An 18,162-nucleotide genomic window follows, 5' to 3' on the forward strand; every position below is an offset into this window, starting at 1 on the left:
GACACAAGTCGTGGTGCCCGACCATCAGATCAGACGCCGCGCCTCGCCCCGCTCACCGACCCTTCGGACCTGCGTCGATGTCGTCAGAACTCCCCGAGGAGCGTCAGCTCCGCCCAGATCGTCTTGCCGTCGGCCGTGTGGCGGCTGCCCCAGCGCTGGGTGAGCTGGGCGACCAGCAGCAGCCCGCGCCCGCCCTCGTCGTAGGTCTTGGCCCGGCGCAGATGCGGCGCGGTGTGGCTGCTGTCGGAGACCTCGCAGATCAGGGTCTCGGCGTCGTGGATGAGCCGCAGCCGGATGGGCGGCTCGCCGTAGCGGATGGCGTTGGTGACCAGCTCGCTCACCACGAGCTCGGCCGTGAACGTCGCGGCGCTCAGCTCCCAGGCGGCGAGCTGGTCGACGACCTGCTTGCGGATCGGCGCGACCAGTGCGGGGTCGGCGGGAATGTCCCAGGTCGCCACCTGGGAGGGCGCGAGCCCGTGGGTCCGGGCGAGCAGCAGCGCCACGTCGTCCTGGGCCCCGCCCACCGGAAGCAGGGTCCGCAGAATGTCGTGGCAGGCGCCTTCCAGGGAGTCCGCGGACTCCGCCAGGGCATGGCACAGCAGCTCGTGGTTGGCCTCGACGTCCCGTTCGCGGTTCTCGATCAGGCCGTCGGTGAACAGCGCGAGCACCGTGTCCTCGGGGAGGGCGAGCTCGACGGACTCGAAGGGCAGTCCGCCCAGGCCCAGCGGCGGACCGGCCGGCAGCTCGATCTGCCGGGGCGGTCCCCCGGGTGGGAGCATGACCGGCGGGGGATGGCCGGCCCGGGCGAGGGCGCAGCGCCGTGAGACCGGGTCGTAGACCGCGTACAGGCACGTCGCGCCGACCTCGCCGGTGGTGCCCTCGGCGCCGGCCTCCGTGGAGAGCCGTAGGACGAGGTCGTCGAGGTGGGTGAGCAGTTCGTCGGGGGCGAGGTCGATGTCGGCGAGCGTACGGACGGCGGTGCGCAGCCGTCCCATGGTGGCGGAGGCCGCGATGCCGTGGCCGACGACGTCGCCGACGACCATGGCGACCCGCATCCCGGACAGCGGGATCACGTCGAACCAGTCGCCGCCCACTCCGGCCCGTGCGGCGGGGAGATAGCGGGAGGCCGCCTCCACGGCGGCCGTCCTGGGCAGTGACTGGGGGAGCAGACTGCGCTGGAGAGCGAGGGCGGTCTCCCGTTCCCGGGAGAAGCGCCGGGCGTTGTCGATGCAGACGCCGGCCCTGGCCGTCACCTCCTCGGCCAGCAGTACGTCGTCGGGGGTGAAGGGATCGGGGCGCCGGAACCGGGTGAGGACGGCCACCCCGAGGGTCTGGCCCCGCGCCTTGATCGGCACCGACATGCTGGTGTGCAGGCCGTACTCGGCGATGCGGGCGCCGCGTACCTCGTCCCAGGAGAGCCACTCCGCCAGCGTGGCGGTGTCGTCGGGGGCGACGATGGTCCGGGAGGCCGTGAGGGAGTCCGCCTGCGGTGAGTGGACGGGGTAGACATCGACCTGGCCGGGTTTGACGACCGCCTCCGGGCAGCCCGGGTTCACCGACTGGTGGGCGGCGCGGCGCAGCCTGATCGGCACGGTCGGCGGCTCCGGGTGGGGTTCGCCCCCGTGCTCCGGCGGGTCCAGCAGGTCGACGCTGACGAAGTCGCCCAGGGCGGGCACACAGACGTCGGCGAGCTCCTGGGCCGTTCGGGTGACGTCGAGGGTGGTGCCGATACGCACGCTGGCCTCGTTGACGAGCTGCAGCCGCTCCCGGGCGTTGTACTGCTCGGTGAAGTCGTGCGCGGCCAGGCACACTCCACGTACCTGGCCTTGGGCGTCGGTGAGCGGGGCGATCCGGGCGAGCCAGGCGTGCGCGTGGTACTCGCCGCCGGTCTGCATGAACGTCTCCACGTCCCGACCGGTTCCGGTGACGAGGACCTCGTGCAGCTGTGATTCGAGGGCTTCGCTCTCCTCCTTGCCGCCGATCTCGGAGAACCTCAGGCCCTGGATGCGGGACTCGGGGAGGCCGATCACGTCGGCCATCGCGTCGTTCACCCCGAAGAGGCGCAGCCGGTCGTCGTAGACGGCCATCGGGCACGGGGACTGCGCCAGCACCGCCGTCGTCAGCGGGTCGTCCGGCGCGCGCGGGCCGCGGGCCTCCAGCGGGGTGACCACCAGCCAGGTGGCCGGGCCGCCGTCCCGCGGCTTCCTGCGGTGGGCGAGCAGCCACACGGAGACGGTGTGTCCGTCGCGGTGGCGCAGATCGAGGCTGCCGTTCCAGCGGTTACCGGTCGGTTCGGCCGGTACGGGTGTGTCCGTGGCCAGCAGATCGGCGGCGGGCCGCCCCTCGACCTCCTCCGGGGCATGGCCCAGTAGACGGCGGGCCCCTTCGCTCCATCGGAGGAGGGTGCCGTTCCCGTCGATGACCGCCCGTGCAGTGGCAGCCTCGTCGAGCGGGTGGACCGGGCTCATCGTCGCCACTCCATTGCGGACACTCACAGTGAACAGGCGCGTCACTCGGGTTCCAGCCTAGTGCGTACGCGCGTTCCGCACCCGGGACACGGGCGGCCCCAGGGGGACATCGGTACGACGGATTCCGGCCGATGTGATGCGAGGGGCGGAAGTGGGTGCCGCACCCTTGACGGGGCCGTGTGTCACCCCGTCAGAATCTGTTTGTTCACGATCAGTTGTGATGACTTATGGGCCCTTGAGTAGGGAGAGCCGCCATGTCGGTCACTCGAAGATCGGTATTGATCGCAGGAACCGCCGCACCCGCGGCCGGATCGCTCCTGGGCGCCGCCGACGCCTGGGCGGACTCGCCGGGGCGCGCCGCGGGCCGCCGCTTGGTCGAGCTGCGCGACGGCTGGCGCTTCGCGCTGGTCAACCCGGGTGGGATCACCGACCCCACCGGCGCGTACGAGGGCGCCGCGCAGCCCGGCTACGACGACTCGGCCTGGCGCGAAGTGTCCGTTCCGCACGACTGGAGCATCGAACAGACCCCCACCACGGAACACGGCACCACCAGTGGCACCGGCTTCTTCCCGGGCGGCCTCGGCTGGTATCGCACCACCTTCACGCTGCCGCCCGCCCTCGCCGGCCGGCGGATCTCCGTGGAGTTCGACGGCGTCTACATGGACTCGCACGTGTACTGCAACGGCGAGGAGGTCGGCCACCACCCCTACGGGTACACGGGGTTCGCCTTCGACCTCACCGATCTGCTGCACACGGACGGCACCACCGAGAACGTCATCGCGGTGAAGGTGCAGAACCAACTGCCCAGCAGCCGCTGGTACTCGGGCAGTGGCATCTACCGCGAGGCCCGGCTCATGGTCACCGAACCGGTGCACGTCCAGCGCTGGGGCACGTATGTCACCACGCCGGACATCACGGCGGAGCGGGCGGTCGTACGGGTGCGGACGACCGTCGTCAACGCGTCCGGTGCCGCCGCCGAGGTCCAGGTGATCTCGCGGATCGTCGACCCCGACGGCCGTACGGCGGCCCGTACGTCGAGCATGGTCGCGGTCGCCGACCACGCCGACGAGACCCATGAACTCACCGTCACCAGGCCCCGGTTGTGGGACTTCGCGACTCCGGGCCACCGCTACACCCTGGAGACCGAACTGCGGGTCGCTGACGCGAGGGTCGACACCTGCCGCACTTCCTTCGGCATCCGCACCTTCCGCTTCGACCCGGACGAGGGCTTCCACCTCAACGGCGTCCACGCCAAGATCAAGGGCGTCGACCTGCACCACGACCAGGGGGCGCTGGGCGCCGCGATCAGTGTCGACGCCGTACGCCGGCAGATGACGATCATGAAGTCGATGGGCGTCAACGCCTTCCGCACCTCGCACAATCCGCCCTCGCCGCAGATGATCCAGGTCTGCGAGGAACTGGGCATCGTGATGATGGTGGAGGCGTTCGACTGCTGGCGGACCGGCAAGACGAGATACGACTACGGCCGGTTCTTCGACGAGTGGTGCGAGCAGGACGCCACCGAGATGGTCCTCGCGGCCCGCAACTCGCCTGCCGTGGTCCTGTGGTCCATCGGCAACGAGATCCCCGACTCCACCTCCACCCCGGGCCTCGGGATGGCGGACCGGATCATCGCCGCGATCAAGGCGGCGGACGACACCAGGCCGCTGGTCATCGGCTCGGACAAATACCGTCGCGTGCCCACGAAGGGCTCCGCTGCCGACCTCATGCTCGCCAAGCTGGACGGGCTCGGTCTGAACTACAACACCGCCCAGTCGGTGGACGCCCTGCACGCCGCCTATCCGCACCTCTTCCTCTTCGAGTCGGAGTCGTCGTCCGAGACCTCGACCCGCTCCGCCTATCAGGAGCCGGAGCACCTCAATACCGGCGAGAACCACACGCCGGGCCGTCGCGCGGTCTCCTCGTACGACAACAACCTCGCGTCCTGGACGATGAGCGGCGAGTACGGGCACAAGAAGGACCGGGACCGCAAGTGGTTCGCGGGTGAGTTCCTGTGGTCGGGCATCGACTACATCGGGGAGCCCACGCCGTACGACGTCTTCCCGGTGAAGGCGTCCTTCTTCGGCGCGGTCGACACCGCGGGCTTCCCCAAGGACATGTACCACCTGTTCAGGAGCCAGTGGGTGAGCGAGCCCATGGTCCATCTGGTGCCCATGACGTGGAACCACGAAGCCGGCGACACGGTCGAGGTCTGGGCGTACGCGAACGTCGACACCGTGGAGCTCTTCCTCAACGGGAAGTCCCTCGGCACAAGGAGGTTCGACACCAAGACGACCACCGACGGCCGTACCTATCTGGAGACCACCGAGGCGACCGGCGACGACAAGACCTTCACCTCGGGCCCCTACCCGGGCAGTTACACCAGCCCCAACGGCAGCGCGGGCAAACTCCACCTCACCTGGAAAGTGCCTTACGTGCCGGGTGAGTTGAAGGCGGTGGCCCGCCGCGACGGCCGTACGGTCGCCACGGACGTCCTGCGCACCGCCGGGGCGCCGCACGCGCTACGCCTCACGCCGGACCGCACGTCGCTCGCCGCCGACGACCGGTCCCTGCTCTTCGTGACGGCCGAGGTCGTCGACGCCCGTGGTGCGGTCGTGCCCGACGCGGAGCACCTGATCGCCTTCGACATCGGCGGCGGCTCGCTCGCCGGGCTCGACAACGGTCGGGAGGAGAGCGCCGAGCGCTATCAGGCGAGCACGCGAACGGCCTTCCACGGCAAGGCACTCGCGATCGTACGATCCGGCACGCGGCCGGGCTCGCTCAGGGTGACGGCACGCTCCGAGCGAGTACGCGGCGCCACCCTCACCGTACGCACCACCCCGGCACGAGTGAAGGCGACCACCCCGCCCGCGGTCTTCCGGCCGGACCCGGGTCCCGGCGCCCCGAACGAGCCGCTCGTGGACGCCAGTTACTCCGGCCGCCCGGACACCCTGCCCGCCGCCATGCTCGACGGGGACGCGGCGACGGGGTGGTCCAACGCCTTCTACAAGTCGGCGACGGCTCTGCTGCCCGCCTTCAGCGGGGCCCGCCCCGAGGACTGGGTCTCGGTCGCCTGGGCCCGTCCCCGCGCGGTCGACCGCGTCGAGGTCTCCTTCACCGTCGACGCGACGCACACGCGGCCCGCGTCGGTCGAGGTCGCGGTGTGGGACGGCAGGCGGTACGTGCCGGTGGAGGGAACGGCCGTCGACTGGGCCACCGCGTCCGACGCGCCGACCGTGATCACCTTCGACGGGGTGCGCGGCTCACGGCTGCGGCTCCTCATGGCGAGCGGGCACCCGGGCGCCGTCGAGGGCGGGCTGCGGATCAGCCGTCTGGAGGTCCCGGTGGTCTGACCGGTCCCGGTGCTCGTGCTCGGTCAGCGTATGGAGTTCGGCCGGGCCGAGCGGGCGGTGCACCTCGACGTACTCGCCGTGCGGCAGGCGTTTGACGACGCCGGTCGCACGGCCGTGCGCCACCAGTTCCCGGTCCCGCAGCTGCAACCCCAGGCAGACGCGGCGGGTGACCACGAAGACGACGACCGGGACGACGAACAGGGAGATCCGCACCGCCCAGGTGACGGTGTTGATCGACAGATGCAAGCGCGTCGCCACGATGTCGTTGCCGCCACCCGCGAGCAGGATCAGATAGAGGCTGATCCAGGCCGCTCCGATCGACGTACGCACCGGCCGGTTGCGCGGGCGGTCGAGGAGATGGTGCTCACGCCGGTCTCCCGTGACCCACGACTCGATGAACGGGTACACCCCGATGGCGACCAGAAGCAGCGGGAAGACGACGATGGGTATCAGCACACCGAGCACGAGCGTGTGCCCTGCCACGCTGATCTCCCAGCCCGGCATGACGCGCACCAGACCCTCGGCGAAGCCCAGGTACCAGTCCGGCTGGGCGCCCGTCGACACCTGGTCGGCACGGTAAGGACCGTACGACCAGACCGGGTTGATGGTCGCCACCGCCGAGATCAGCGCGAGGACACCGAACACCAGGAAGAAGAAGCCGCCCGCCTTCGCCAGGTAGACCGGCAGGAACGGGGTGCCCACGACGTTGCGTTCGGTCTTCCCAGGGCCCGCGAACTGGGTGTGCTTGTGGTACACGACGAGGATCAGATGGGCGACGACAAGTGCCGCCATGATCCCCGGAATCAGCAGGATGTGCAGGGAGTAGAACCGGGCCACGATGTCGTGGCCGGGGAACTCCCCGCCGAACAGGAAGAACGACAGATACGTGCCGACCACCGGCACCGACAGGATCGCCCCGTCCACGAACCTGAGCCCCGTCCCGGACAGCAGGTCGTCCGGCAGCGAGTAGCCGAAGAGGCCCTCGAACAGACCGAGGAGCAGCAGCGTCCAGCCGAACACCCAGTTCACCTCGCGGGGCTTGCGGAACGAGCCGGTGAAGAAGTGCCGCATCATGTGCGTCAGCATCGCGGCGAGGAAGACCAGCGCGGCCCAGTGGTGCAGCTGCCGGACCAGCAGTCCGCCGCGCACGTCGAAGCTGATGTGGAGCGTCGAGGCGTACGCCTCCGACATCCGGATGCCGTTCAGGGGGACGTAACCGCCGTGGTACGTCACCTCGTTCATGGAGGGGTGGAAGAACAGGGTCAGGTACACCCCGGTGAGGATCAGCACGACGAAGCTGTACAGGCAGATCTCGCCGAGGAGGAAGGACCAGTGGTCCGGGAAGACCTTGCGCAGATAGCGCCTGCCGAGGGCGTACACACCGAGCCGGCCGTCGAACCAGTCGGCGACACGTTCGCCGGAGGACGCCTTCGCGGGCCGGTGGTCCGTGGCGGTCATGCGCGCTCCCCCTCCTCGACACTGGTCTCGTCGCCACCGGGCTCCTGGTTCTCCTCGTCGCGCCGCACATGCGCGAGCTTCTCGGGATTGGTGACGATGTAGACGCCTGACACCTGCTCGCCGTCCGCGGTGAGGTCCATGACCATGACCGCGTACGGCGACTCGCCCTCGAAGAGCACGGCGGAGTCGTCGCCGTTGACGCGCCGGTAGCGCAGGTCGAAGCCGGTGCTGCGCCGGGTCGCGTAACCGGCGAACAGCCGCGCCGCCTTGTCCCGGCCGTGCACCGGACGCAGCCCGCCCGAGGCCTTCCCGCCGCCGTCCGTCCACACCGTGACGTCCGGTGCCAGGATCTCCATCAGCGCCGCGATGTCCCCGCCGAGCGCGGCCTCGACGAAGCGCTCGGTCGCCTGCCGGCGGACGCGCGGATGGGCCTGGTAGCGCGGCCGACGGGCGTGCACGTGTTCCCGTGCGCGGTGCGCGAGCTGGCGTACCGCCGCGGGGCTGCGGTCGATGACCTCCGCGATCTCGGTGTGCGCGTAGCCGAACACCTCGTTGAGGACGAAGACCGCGCGCTCCAGCGGGGTGAGGGACTCGAGGACCACGAGCATCGCCAGCGACACCGACTCCGAGCGCAGGGCCCGGTCGTCGGCCGAGTCCTCGGGGGCGGGCTCGTCGAGCAGCGGCTCCGGCAGCCAGGGGCCCACATACGTCTCGCGGCGGCGGGTGATCGCGGCGCGCCGCGCGAGCGCGTGGTTCACGGCGATGCGTACGAGATAGGCGCGCGGGTTGGTGATGCCCTCCAGCGGGGTGCGGTGGGCGCGGCCCGTCCAGGACAGCCAGGTCTCCTGGAGGACGTCGTCGGTGTCGGCGACGCTGCCGAGGATGTTGTAGACGATCGCGAAGAGCAGTTCGCGGTGGTCGACGAACACCTGCGTCGCGCCGTCGGCCGTCCCGGCCGCGGGGCTTTCGGACATGCCTTGCCTCCCTTGGTGCGCTCACTACTGCGAGGGGAGAAGCGGGCCCGAATGTGACGTCCGGAGGGCGAAATGTGACGTACGTCTCACGGGGCCTGCCGGGCGTCACACCGGTCGGAGCCCACGCCCTCTTGAACGCGAGTCCGATGCCTCGACACAAGGAGACAGACACCGTGTTCAAGAAGTGGCACGACAAGTGGCACGGCAACCCATGGGCGATCCTCATCACGCTCTCCCTGGGCTTCTTCATGACCCTGCTCGACCTGACGATCGTGAACATCGCGATCCCCGACATGGGCCAGGACCTCGACGCCTCCCTCGACGAGATCCTGTGGGTCGTCAACGCCTACACCCTCGCCCTGGCCGTCCTGATGATCACCGCGGGCCGCCTCGGCGACCTGCGCGGCAAACGCAACCTGTTCCTCGCGGGCGTCGCCGTCTTCACCCTCGCCAGCCTCGCCTGCGGCCTCGCGCAGAATCCGGCGCAGCTGATCGCGTTCCGCGCGGTCCAGGGCCTGGGCGCGGCGCTGCTCATGCCGCAGACCCTGTCGATCATCGCGGAGGTGTTCCCGGCCGACCGGCGGGGTGCCGCGATGGGCATCTGGGGCGTGGTCGCGGGCGTCTCCGGCGCCCTCGGCCCGATCATCGGCGGCGCGCTGATCACCCACCTCGACTGGCGGTGGATCTTCTTCGTGAACCTGCCGCTCGGGGTCGTGGTGCTGGGCCTGGCCGCGGCGGTCATCCCCGGTTCACGGCGCACCGTACGCCACCGCTTCGACACCCTGGGCGTGCTGCTCGCCTCGGGAACCCTGTTCTGCCTGGCCTTCGGCCTGACGGAGGGGCAGCGCTACGACTGGAACGCCTGGATCTGGTCGCTGTTCGGCGCGGCGGCACTCCTCTTCGCCGCCTTCCTCGGCCATGAGCGCGGCCAGCAGGGCCACGACCCGCTCGTCCCCTTCTCACTCTTCAAGGACCGCAACTTCACCCTCATCAACTTCGTGGGCGTCACCGTGTCCTTCGGCATCGTCGGGATGTTCCTGCCGCTGACGATCTATCTGCAGTCCGTCCTGGGCTTCAGCGCGCTCAAGTCCGGGCTCGTACTGCTGCCTCTCGCGCTCGGCTCGTTCGTGATGGCCGGGCCCGCCGGAGTCCTCGCGGACAAGATCGGCGGCAAGTTCATCCTGATGACCGGGCTGCTCGCGTGGACGGCGGCCCTGGTGTGGATCGTGGCCGCGGCCGACGTCGGGTCGAGCTGGACCGCGGTCGCCTTCCCCCTCTTCCTCGCGGGTCTGGGCGCGGGTTGCACCTTCGCACCGATGGCCACGGAGGTCATGCGCAACGTACCGGCGAAGCTCTCCGGAGCGGCATCCGGCGTCAACAACGCGCTGAGGCAGGTCGGTTCGGTGCTCGCGGGCGCCGTCGTCGGCGCCGTGCTCCAGGCCCAGCTCGCCTCCTCGCTCACCGACCAGGCCCGACAGCGCGCCGGACAACTGCCCGCCGCCTACCGCGACGGCTTCGTCGGCGGCTTCTCCCAGGCGGGGACCGATGTGAACGCGCGCCAGGCGGCACGGCTGCCGGAGGGCGTACCACACGACATCGCGGAGCGCATGCGCGCGCTGGGCGCCCAGGTCTTCGGCCACGGCTTCGTGCACGCCATGGATCCCGCCGTCCTGGTCTCGGCCGCCGTCCTGCTGACCGGCGCGCTCACCTGCCTCGCCGTACGCCGTCACCGCGGCCCGTCGGCCAACCCGCACGCCCTGCCCGTCTACGAACCCGAACTGGAGGAAGCGACCTCATGACCACCGAAGCCGCGGCCGGCACGGTCGACCTCACCGTCATGTACGCAGCCCACGACGCCTTCCGCCGCGACCTGGAACGCCTCGGCGACGCGGCGGCCGACGGCACCGCCTTCACCCCCCAGGTCCGCGCGGGCTGGGACAACTTCAGGCATCAGCTGCACATCCACCACACCGCCGAGGACAGCGATCTGTGGCCGCGCGTGGAGCGCAAGGTCGCGGGCCGTCCCCGGGATGTCACCCTCCTCGCCGAGATGGAGGCGGAGCACGCCCTCCTCGACCCGCGGCTCACCGCCGTCGACGCGGCCCTGAAGGACCGGTCGGCCGAACTCCCCGCCCTGGTCCGCACGTTGGCATCGGCCCTCGACGACCACCTCGCCCACGAGGAGGAGAGTGCTCTACCGCTCATCCGGGAGGTGCTGACGCCCGCGGACTGGGGCGCGTTCACCGGCCGTATCCGTAAGACGCAGGGCGTGCGCGGGGCCGCGCTCTTCGTACCGTGGATCGTCGACGGAGCGCCGCCCGCCGACCGCGCCCGGTTCCTCGGCGCGTTCCCGCCGCCCGTACGCGTCCTCAACAAGCTGTTCTGGGAGGCGGGCTACCGCAGGCGCGGGTTGTGGGGGGCCTGAGAGCGCGGAAGCGCCCCGGCGGGGTTCCGCTCCATCCGGCCCTCCGGAGCGGGGCCGCCGCCGAGCGCCCGTACGCGGCCTCGCTGAATCGGCTCGCGGTACCGCCGCGCATACCCCTTGAGCAGGTGATATTTACGAGTAAGTACCCTCGCGGTACCGTGGTGGCATGCCAGCGTTGAATGTGGAGTTCAGTGACCGTGAACTCGAGGACCTCCGGCAGATCGCCAAAGAGCGCGGTACGTCGATGAAGGCCCTGGTGCGCGAGGCGGCCGCGGCCGACATTGTGCGGCACCGGGCGCTGAAGGAGGGCGCGGAGGTGTTCCGCCGCTTCTTCACGGCGCACGCCGACGAGTTCGCGGCCGCCTTCCCCGAAGACGAACCTCCCGGCAGGGGTGAGGGACGGGCGGCCTGAGCGATGGCTCCCGTCATCCATATCGACGTGCCCTGGCTGCTGCAGCGCCACGAAGAGGTGCTGCCCGACCAGCCCACGGTCAACGACTTCTCGGCCCTGGTCGCCGCGGTGGCCCGGCACCGCGTGGACCCGCCCCGCCTCGGAGTCGACTCCGACCCGGCCTGGCGCGCCGCCGCTCTTCTGCACACCCTGGCCCTGCTGAAGCCGCTTCCGGCGGCCAACGCCCGTTTTGCCTGTTCGGCGGCGGTGGCGTACATGTTCGTCAGCGGTGTCGGGATCGACCCGCCCTACGGGGCGCTCGTCGATCTCGCCCGGGATCTGATCTCCGGCAAGACCGACGTCTACGGCGCGGCCGACCGGCTGCGCTCCTGGCAGATCTGATACCTGCCGCGCGGCCCCCCCTGTCGCCCCCGAGGCCGCCGGCCGAGGGCGGGAGGATCGGGGCCGGCGGCCGGTTTCGCGCGGGAGAGCCGCCGTCCTGCGCGGGGCCTCCGAGAAGGGCCGGGTTCCAGTGGACTACGGAGGTCCGCGCGCCGGGAGCGTGCGATGGGCTCCGGAGTGAGCGCGCGGTTCACACGGGGCGCTTGAGCCCCCATGGCGTATGAACGTGGTGCCGCGGTGAGGCGCGTGAACGTGGCGCGGGAAATTTCGAAAGCCGGTGCGAGCGCAGCGAGTTGGCGCAGTTACTGACTATCTTTCAATATGCGGATGTTGCCCAAGTGCCTTGTTGGTCGTGAGCGTGTTGTGCGAGGGTGAACTTACCGCGCGGGTCAATGGCCGGGTATGAAATCGGTGTTCAGTATTCCGGGCCGGCGGCCATTTTCCCGGCGCTCCGTCAAAAGGTGTGCACCAGGCAGGGGCTCCCTTTTCGGCGACCAAGGAATTTCTGTGTACCACCTTGAACCTTGGAAGGAACCCGCTCTGTGCCCACCCCCCACCCCCCTCGCCCGTCCTATCCTCCCGGCGGTGCTCCCGGGGAGTCCGACGAAAGCCTCGCCGCGCGGCTGAGAGGCCGGACGGAGGACGAGGCCACGCAGTCCGTCGCCCTGCTGATGGCGCGGCACTGGCAGCCGACGTACGACTACGCGGCCATCTGCCTCGCCTCTTCCTCGAACGTCGCCTCGATGGTCGCCGCGACGTCCTTCCACTACGCCCTCGACTGCCTGATACGCGGTGAGTCCGGAGCGGCCCTGCGGCCCCGACTCCTCGTGACCGTGCGGGACACCGTCAACGAGTGGTCCGGCGAGGACCGGATATCCGGCGTTCTGCCGGATTTGAGGAAACCCGCCGGGGGGCGGGGTATGCGGGCGGCGCAGTCCATGACCACCGAAAATCGTCAGCTCGCCGAGCGTTCTTTCCATGCCTTGCCGCCCCTCGCCCAGTGCCTGCTGTGGCACACCGAGGTCGAGGCCGAGGACATTTCCGTACCGGCCGGTCTGTCGGGCGTGGACGTCGACACCGCGTCGGCCGCTCTGGAGCAGGCCCGTGAGCAATTCCGCCAGGGATGTGTGCGCGCCCACCGGGAACTCGCGCCGAGCAAGGAATGCGGCTTCTACAACCGGCTGCTCGACGTCCCGATTCGTCGTGGGGGCGCCTTGCTGCCGGATGTCCGACAGCATCTGGGGGAGTGCCGCCACTGTCGGCACGCGGCCGAGCAACTCGGCTATTTCGAGGGTGGCTTGGGGATTCTCCTCGCCGAAGCGGTGCTCGGCTGGGGCGCGCGACGCTACCTCGACGCACGCCCGGGGCGTGTGCGGCAAGCGGTGCGCCCCGAGGAGGGGGCCGCGTTGGGCGTCGGACAGGCGGGCGCCGGCGGAGGCGCGGGTACCGGCGGGCGCGTGGGTACCGGCGGGCGTCCTGGAAGTGCCGGCCGGCATCGTCTGCTGGCGCAGATCCCCGCGCCCGGACGGCTGGCCCAGATCGCCCAGAAGCACTCGAAGGTCTTGCTCACAGGGGCGGGCACGGCCTCGGCGGTGCTGCTCGTGACCGTGCTCACCATCAGCCTGTGGTCCCACGGCGACGGTGGCGCCGACCCGACCGCCTCCACGGGTGTCGGCAGCAGCCACACCGTCTCGCCCAGCCCGGTCGACCCGGACCCCTCCGCCGACTCCTCGCCCCCGACCTCGGCCGGACTGCCCACCAGCACCGAGCAGACCCGGCTGCGCAACCTCGCCGCCGATCTCTGCCTCGACATCCGGGGCGGAAAGGCCGAGGTCGGTGCCGAGGCCGAGCTGGCGGTCTGCTCGTCCGCCTGGACCCAGCAGTGGTCGTACGAGAGCGACGGCCTGTTGCGCAGCGTGGCCGACCCCGCGCTGTGCCTGGACTCGCACGCCGACGACGGTGTCGTCGCCCTGGACCGCTGCGTCGCGAAGAGCGCCGCGCGGGGCGGAGACGTGCGCTACGACCTCACCGTGCGGGGCGAGTTGCTGTCCCGCTCGCGCGAGGGACTCGCGGTCACGCCCAGCTCCTCCGATCCGAACGCCGACATCGTGGTCAAGGACCGGGACGGCTCCGACGCGCAGCGGTGGCGGACCGACTCCGCCTCGGCCGACCCCGGATCGCTGTCGATCGCGGGGACGGCGAGCGCCTCGACCCGGCCGGTCAGCGAGCCGCCGTCCCCGCAGAGCACGGCCGATGAGCCGAGCGCGTCGCCCAGCGAGTCGCCGACGGACGGCAGGGCCGACCCGTCGGCGACCCCTTCGGAGTCCTCCGCCGAGCCCCGTTCCGTGACGGTCGGCGACCGCACGAGCGCCCGGCCCGCGCTCCCGCCGACCGCTCAGCTCTCCTCCCTGGCAGAGGGGTTGGGACTGTAACGGGGCGCGCCGGGCGGACGACGGGAATGTGACGACAGGACCTAGGACACCACGTCCCGTGGCGGCTTGCCCGCCACGAAGTCGGCGGCGTTCTGGACGGCCGCCAGCGCGATCCGGACGAGCGTCTCGCGCGTGACGCCCGCGACGTGCGGCGACAACACCACGTTCGGGGACTTGAGCAACCGCAGGGCCGAGGTGGGCGGTTCGGGGTCGAAGACGTCGATGCCCGCCCCGGCCAGGGCACCCGCCTCGAGCGCGTCCGCGAGGGCGTCCTGGTCGATCAGGGCGCCCCGCGAGGTGTTGACCACGAACGTGGTCGGCTTGAGGAGCGCGAGCCGCTCGGCGTTCAGCACATGCCGGGTCTCCTCGGTGAGCGGGGCGTGCAGCGTGACGTAGTCCGACGTGCGCAGCAGTTCGTCGAGTTCGACATGACGGGCGCCGCCGAGCCGCGCCTCGGCCTCCGCGCCGACGGACTGCGGACCGGCATACACGATGCTCATGTCGAACGCGACCGCGCGCCGGGCGACCTCCTCGCCGATGTGGCCGAGCCCGACGATGCCGAGGGTCTTGCCGGACAGTTCGGTGATGGACCGCTGCAGCCTGGGCAGCGCCCAGTCGGCGTCGACGAGCGCGGTGTGCGCCGGGATCAGCTGCTTGGCGAGGGCCAGCATGAGGGCGAAGGTCTGCTCGGCCACGTTCTGCTTCTCGGCGCCGCTGGAGCCGATGTTGCACACCGGCACACCCTTGGCGCGGGCGGCGTCCAGGTCGACGTAGTCGAAACCGTGGCTCGCGCACTGGACCAGTTCCAGGTCCGGTGCGGCGGCGAGGTGTTCGGCGGTCACCGGGCTGAGACCCGTGATGATGACATGGGCCTCGCGCAGCGCGGCCGGGTCCTCGTCGGTCGTCTCCACGACGGTGACCCTGGCCTCGCCGGGGAAGACGCCGGCGAGCGCGGCACCGGCGGCGCGACCGCCGACGTGGGCCGAGACCACGGCCAGAACGTTCTTCGCCACCGCGGTGACCGACGTGGCGGTCGTATCGGCCGTGTGGGCCGTGTGGGGGGTGTCGGTGGTGCTCATGCGGATTCCTCGATCAGGTCGTCGGGGCCGAGGGTGGCGGGGCGGGCGTGCCCGGACAGGGCGAGAGTGAGGTCGAACTCGGCGAGCAGACAGCGGACGACGTGTTCGACGCCCGCCTGTCCGTCCAGGCCCAGCCCATAGGCGTACGGGCGTCCGACGAGCACGGCTCGCGCGCCGAGCGCGAGCGCCTTGAAGACGTCGTCGCCGGTGCGGATGCCGCTGTCGAAGAGGACGGTCAGCTGTTCGCCGACCGCCTCCACCACCCGTGGCAGCGCGTCGGCCGCCGCCACCGACCCCGCCACCTGCCGGCCTCCGTGGTTGGAGACGACCACGCCGTCCATCCCGGCGTCGGCGGCGCGCCGGGCGTCGTCCGGGTGCAGGATGCCCTTCAGGACGATCGGCCCGTCCCAGTTCTCCCGCAGGAACGCGAGATCGGGCCAGGTCTTGCCCGGGTCCGCGAACATGCCGACGAAGTGCATCACGGCCGCGTTCGGGTCCTCGTGCACCGGCTTGGCCAGACCCGCCTGGAACGCCGGGTCGGAGAAGTAGTTCGCCGTGCCCACACCGTGCAGGAACGGCAGATACGCCTGGTCGAGGTCGCGCGGACGCCAGGCCAGCAGCGGGGTGTCGAGAGTGACGAACAGCGCGGTGAACCCGGCCGCCTTCGCCCGGTCCAGGAAGGACCGGGTGACCTCGCGGTCCTTCGCCCAGTACAGCTGGAACCAGCGCTCCGCCCCGCCCATCGCCTCCGCGACCTGCTCCATGGGCGTGCTGGAGGCCGACGACAGGATGTACGGGACGCCCTGCGCCGCGGCGGCCCGCGCGGCGGCGGACTCCGCGTCCGGATGCATGATCGACAGCACGCCCACGGGCGCGAGCGCCAGCGGCGCGGGCAGGGCGCGCCCCAACACCTCGACGGACAGATCGCGTTCGTGTACGTCGCGCAGCATGCGCGGCACGATCCGGCGCCGGTCGAGGGCGGCCCGGTTGGCCCGGGCGGTGCTCCCGTCGCCCGCGCTGCCCGCCACGTAGCCGACCGGACCGGGCCCGAGCCGCTGCTCGGTGAGCTCCTCCAGCCGGGTCAGATCGGTGGGCAGCCGCGGCACGGCGCCCGTCATTCCGTTCAGATAGATCTCGTACTGGAAGTCGGCCCAATGCTTAGCCATCCGTACGTCCCGCCTCTCGTCCCTGAGACCGCGCTGTACGCGGTCGATCCTGGCGAAGGTGACAAGGGACGTCCACCGTGGTGCGCACATCGCGCGGCTGGAATCATCACCCTGTGACAAGTCAGCCCGTTGCCGCCAGAGAACACGTCCGGCAGGAGATGGTCGCCGATCCGCGCGTCGTGGCGGCGATCGTCTCGGCGGTCCACGAACAGGTCCCGGTGTACGCCGCGCTCGACGACAGCCGGCTGCCGGAAGTACGGGCCATCGCGGCCTGGGGCCTGGAGCGGCTCCTCCACCTGTGGGTCACCGACGGCGCGCTCGAACCGTCGGACCTGCGGCGCCTGCGAGGTATCGCGGCGGCCCGCGCGGCGGACGGGCGACCCGTGCAGGCGGTGCTGCGGGCCTACCGGGTGGCGGCGACCGTGCTCACCGACGAGATCGCGGCCCGCGCGCCCCGGCTCGCCGCCCCGGACGCCTTCGCTCTCACCCGGATGCTGCTGACCGCGCTCGACACCCTCTCCGAGGAGATGACCACGGCGTACGCCGCCACCGACGAGGACCTTGCGGCGGACCGTGACCGGGCACTGCGGCTGCTGCTCGACGACCTGATCGCCGGGCGGCACGCCTCGGTCGGCGCGCTGAGCGACCGGTCGGCCCGGCTGGGGGTCCAACTTCCTGACCCCTATTGTCTGTTGGTGGCCGAACCGGTGGGCGCGGAGCGTCCCGACATGGCGCTCGACGCGGCGACGGGGCTGCTCGAGGCGTTGGCCGTGCCGGGGGACGAGGTGGCTTCGTCCGCGACGGTACGTGGCTCCCGTGCCGTTCTGTTGCTGCCGGGTGCCGCTGCCGCCGGGGCGGGGGCGGTGCTGGGCGCGCGGTCCTGGCGGGGCTGTGCGATCACCGGAGAGAGCCTGGACCGGGTCGCCGTGGCGCATCGGCTCGCCGCCGACGCCCTCGACACGGCGCCCGCCCACGCGCACCGGCCGGGGCGTGTCCTCACGGACGCCGACGCCCATGTCCTCGCCCTGCTCGGCGGGCATCCGGCCGCCGCGCCGGACCAGGTCGCCCGCCTCGTTCTCGGGCCGCTCACCGACCCGGGTCAGCGGCATCTCATGGAGGCGCTGACCGCGTACATCGACGCCGGCTCGGCGAACGCCGCCGCGCGGGTGCTCCACCTGCACGCGCAGTCCCTGCGCTACCGCCTGCGGCGCATCCACGCCCTGACGTCCCGTGATCCCCGCGACCCCTGGCAACGCCTCACCCTGGACATCGCCCGCACGATCAGGCCGTAACCTCCTCCCCCGACGAACACACCCCCAGACAGGGACTACCGCGCCCCGGGCGTGATGCGGGCCGTCGCCCGGACCGGGCCTCCGTCGGCCCCGGCGAGGCGCAGGGGGAACAGGAACACCTCCGCCGAACACCCCGCGGCCTGCGCGTCCGCGACGCCTCCGAGCCCGGTCAGGTTCTCGGCGATCACACCCCCCGCTCCGCACAGCACACGGTGGGAGGGGAGATCCACAGGACCGGTCGGATCGACGCTCAGCGCGTCGATCCCGACGGTGAGGACACCCGCCGCGACCACGGCCTCCGCCGCCTCGGGCGTGAGCCAGGGATGGGCGAGGTAGTCCTCGGTTCCCCAGTACCGCGACCACCCGGTGGCCAGCAGCAGGATCGAACCGGGCCGCAGCAGGCCGAGGGCGGGGGCGAGCTGGCCGGGAGTGATCGGCGCCCGCGCCGGCAGACCACGGACGTCGGCGACGACCGCCGCCCCCGCGAACCGCTCCAGCGGCAGATCGTCCAACGTGGGCCACGCCTCGTCCACGTGGTACGGCGCGTCGACGTGCGTACCGGACTGCGACCCCATGTGCAGCCGAAGGACGTTCACTCCGTGCTCGGCGACCCGCAACGCCCTGGAGACCTCCACCTCCGGGTCACCGGGATAGACGGGCATCCCGGTGACCACGGGCACGGACAGGTCGAGCCAGCTCTCCATCAGTTCTCCATCAGCCAG

At 71.2% G+C, this 18,162-nt stretch carries 13 protein-coding genes; 7 read left to right on the forward strand and 6 right to left on the reverse strand.

Going from position 1 to position 18,162, the window contains the following annotated elements; all coding sequences use genetic code 11:
- Positions 1-83: 83 nt before the first annotated feature.
- Complete coding sequence (locus tag ACIRA5_RS44360; protein WP_403701535.1) at positions 84-2,468, reverse strand: SpoIIE family protein phosphatase; 2,385 nt, start codon at positions 2,466-2,468, stop codon at positions 84-86.
- 254 nt (positions 2,469-2,722) lie between these two features.
- Between ACIRA5_RS44360 and ACIRA5_RS44365 the strand changes: the two genes are divergently transcribed.
- Positions 2,723-5,821 (forward strand): glycoside hydrolase family 2 TIM barrel-domain containing protein, encoded by a 3,099-nt coding sequence (locus tag ACIRA5_RS44365; protein ID WP_403701538.1) that lies wholly within the window; start codon positions 2,723-2,725, stop codon positions 5,819-5,821.
- Here the strand turns inward: ACIRA5_RS44365 and ACIRA5_RS44370 are convergent.
- Entirely contained in the window at positions 5,732-7,279 is a 1,548-nt protein-coding gene (locus ACIRA5_RS44370) for a cytochrome bc complex cytochrome b subunit (RefSeq protein ID WP_403701541.1), read from the reverse strand. The two genes, ACIRA5_RS44365 and ACIRA5_RS44370, sit on opposite strands and share 90 nt — an antisense overlap.
- A complete protein-coding gene (gene sigJ / locus ACIRA5_RS44375) occupies positions 7,276-8,253 on the reverse strand; it encodes an RNA polymerase sigma factor SigJ (RefSeq protein WP_403701544.1) in 978 nt (325 codons plus the stop codon). Before sigJ ends, ACIRA5_RS44370 begins: the two co-directional genes overlap by 4 nt.
- A gap of 173 nt (positions 8,254-8,426) precedes the next feature.
- On the opposite strand from sigJ, the gene ACIRA5_RS44380 reads away from it, so the two are divergent.
- From ACIRA5_RS44380 to ACIRA5_RS44400, 5 genes are all read left to right on the forward strand, one after another.
- The gene (locus tag ACIRA5_RS44380) at positions 8,427-10,052 is read left to right on the forward strand and encodes an MFS transporter (RefSeq protein ID WP_403701547.1); all 1,626 of its coding nucleotides are present in this window, start codon (positions 8,427-8,429) and stop codon (positions 10,050-10,052) included.
- Positions 10,049-10,678 (forward strand): hemerythrin domain-containing protein, encoded by a 630-nt coding sequence (locus ACIRA5_RS44385; protein WP_403701550.1) that lies wholly within the window; start codon positions 10,049-10,051, stop codon positions 10,676-10,678. Before ACIRA5_RS44380 ends, ACIRA5_RS44385 begins: the two co-directional genes overlap by 4 nt.
- Before the next feature lie 166 nt (positions 10,679-10,844).
- Complete coding sequence (locus tag ACIRA5_RS44390; RefSeq protein ID WP_054234230.1) at positions 10,845-11,090, forward strand: hypothetical protein; 246 nt, start codon at positions 10,845-10,847, stop codon at positions 11,088-11,090.
- 3 nt (positions 11,091-11,093) lie between these two features.
- Entirely contained in the window at positions 11,094-11,471 is a 378-nt protein-coding gene (locus ACIRA5_RS44395) for a toxin Doc (protein ID WP_075028158.1), read from the forward strand.
- A 542-nt stretch (positions 11,472-12,013) separates the two neighbouring features.
- Complete coding sequence (locus ACIRA5_RS44400; RefSeq protein ID WP_403701554.1) at positions 12,014-13,903, forward strand: ricin-type beta-trefoil lectin domain protein; 1,890 nt, start codon at positions 12,014-12,016, stop codon at positions 13,901-13,903.
- 41 nt (positions 13,904-13,944) lie between these two features.
- On the opposite strand, the gene ACIRA5_RS44405 is transcribed toward ACIRA5_RS44400, so the two are convergent.
- Positions 13,945-14,982 (reverse strand): 2-hydroxyacid dehydrogenase, encoded by a 1,038-nt coding sequence (locus tag ACIRA5_RS44405; protein WP_403701557.1) that lies wholly within the window; start codon positions 14,980-14,982, stop codon positions 13,945-13,947.
- Positions 14,979-16,148, reverse strand: a complete 1,170-nt coding sequence (locus tag ACIRA5_RS44410; protein ID WP_352045146.1) for a lactate 2-monooxygenase — start codon at positions 16,146-16,148, stop codon at positions 14,979-14,981. Before ACIRA5_RS44410 ends, ACIRA5_RS44405 begins: the two co-directional genes overlap by 4 nt.
- A gap of 113 nt (positions 16,149-16,261) precedes the next feature.
- On the opposite strand from ACIRA5_RS44410, the gene ACIRA5_RS44415 reads away from it, so the two are divergent.
- Complete coding sequence (locus ACIRA5_RS44415) at positions 16,262-17,440, forward strand: helix-turn-helix domain-containing protein (RefSeq protein ID WP_352045147.1); 1,179 nt, start codon at positions 16,262-16,264, stop codon at positions 17,438-17,440.
- A 35-nt stretch (positions 17,441-17,475) separates the two neighbouring features.
- Here ACIRA5_RS44415 and ACIRA5_RS44420 read toward each other — a convergent pair whose 3' ends face one another.
- Positions 17,476-18,144, reverse strand: a complete 669-nt coding sequence (locus ACIRA5_RS44420) for a cyclase family protein (RefSeq protein WP_403701561.1) — start codon at positions 18,142-18,144, stop codon at positions 17,476-17,478.
- Positions 18,145-18,162: the final 18 nt, after the last annotated feature.

It is taken from the genome of Streptomyces sp. NPDC096311 (assembly GCF_044763085.1).
Classification (GTDB): domain Bacteria; phylum Actinomycetota; class Actinomycetes; order Streptomycetales; family Streptomycetaceae; genus Streptomyces.